Genomic DNA, 1,860 nt, shown 5'->3' on the forward strand with positions numbered 1-1,860 from the left:
ACCTCGAGCGTGCGGGCAGCGGTCAGCCGCATCCGCAGCGCGTCGTGCCGATCGAGCAGCGCCTGCACGGCCCCGGCCAGGTGCGCCGGGTCGGGATGCTCGGGCAGCCGGATCAGCACGGCCTGCCCGTACCGGTCGACGGGCCCGCCGCCGGCCAGCAGTTCGGCGACGATCGGGGTGGTGTCGACCGGACCGGTGCCGCCGCCGGGGAGTTCGGCAAGGACTGCGCCGGCTCCGGTGTCCGCGACCGCGACGGCGGCCAGAGCGGCGACGGTGCGGCGCTCGAAGACGTCGCGCGCGGTGAACCGCAGTCCGGCGGCGCGGGCGCGGGAGACGAGGGTGATCGCGACGATGCTGTCGCCGCCGAGGGCGAAGAAGCTGTCGTCGGCGCCGACTCGTTCCACGCCGAGCACCTGGGTGAACAGGGCGGCGATCACTTCCTCGCGGGCGCCCTCGGGGGCGCGGCCGGCGGTGGGGGTGCCGAAGTCCGGGGCGGGCAACGCGGCGCGGTCGATCTTCCCGACGGGGGTGAGCGGCAGTTCGGGCAGCACGGTGATCGCCGCGGGCACGAGGTAGGCGGGCAGGGTGTCGGCGAGTTCGCCGCGCAGGGCGTCGACGTCGACGGCGGCGCCGGCGTGCCCGACGACGTAGGCGGCGAGGACGGTCGCGCCGGCGGGCGTGGTGGCGCCGACGGTGACGGCCCGGGCAACGGTGTGGTGCCGGAGCAGCGCGGCGTCGACCTCGCCGAGTTCGACGCGGAACCCCCGGATCTTGACCTGGTGATCGGTGCGGCCGGCGAACTCGAGCGCGGCGGCTGCGCCGCCGGTGTGTCCTTCGGGCTCCCCTGGCAGCCCAAAGGACGCACCGCGCCAGCGCACCAGGTCACCGGTGCGGTACATGCGTTCTCCGGGCGCGTACGGGTCGGCCACGAAGCGGGCGGCGGTCAGGTCGGGGCGGCCGAGATAGCCGCGGGCGATCCCGGCGCCGGCCAGGTACAGCTCGCCGGTGACCCCTGCGGGCACGGGCTGCAGCCGGCGGTCCAGGACGAGGGCGCGCATGCCGCGGATCGGGGTGCCGACCCCGACCCGGTCGCCGCGGTGGTGCGGAGCCGCGAAGGTGGCGGTGACGGTGGCCTCGGTGGGGCCGTACGCGTTGAGGAACGCCCGGCCCACCGACCACCGATCGGCCAGGTCGGGCGGGCAGGCGTCGCCACCGACGACGACCGTGCCGATCTCGGGGTGGTCGTCGGGGTCGAGAGTGGCGAGCACGGCCGGGGTCGCGTCGAGGTGGGTGACTCGTCCGGCGCGGAGAACCTCGGCGAGCTCGGTGCCGCCATAGGCCTGCGGCGGCACCACCACCAGGGTGGCGCCGGCGGTGAAGGTCACCAGCAGCTCCTCGATCGAGGAGTCGAAGGCCGGCGAGTACAGGTGGGTGGCGCGCGAGCCGGCGGCGACGGCCAGACGCGCGCGGGCGTCGTCGGCGAGGTTCGCCAGGCCGGCATGGGTGACGACGACCCCCTTGGGGGTGCCGGTGGAACCGGAGGTGTAGACGACGTAGGCGGCGTGCTCGGGCCGCAGCGGGATTCCCCGCTCCGCGTCGGTGACCGGGCCGGCGTCCGCCGCCGTGACCGCGGCGACGGTCGCGGGGTCGTCCAGGGCGATCCAGTCGGTGTCGTCGGGCAGTCCGTCCCGGTGCGCGGCGACGGTCAGGCCGATGCGGGCGCCGCTGTCGCGCAGGACGTGCTCGAGCCGGGCCCGGGGGTGACCGGGGTCGACGGGCACGAACGCGGCTCCCGTCTTGGCGACGGCCCACACGGCCTGCACCGATTCGACGGACCGCGACAGCGCCAGCGCCACCGTG

Annotated in this window: 1 protein-coding gene; it reads right to left on the reverse strand. The window is 76.1% G+C overall.

The genetic code is table 11. The features are described 5' to 3' along the window. Positions 1-1,860 (reverse strand): non-ribosomal peptide synthetase (locus tag CQZ88_RS19610; protein WP_146034334.1); only part of this gene is annotated, 1,860 nt, incomplete at both ends.

The organism is Rhodococcus sp. ENV425 (assembly GCF_002887785.1).
Classification (GTDB): domain Bacteria; phylum Actinomycetota; class Actinomycetes; order Mycobacteriales; family Mycobacteriaceae; genus Rhodococcus; species Rhodococcus aetherivorans.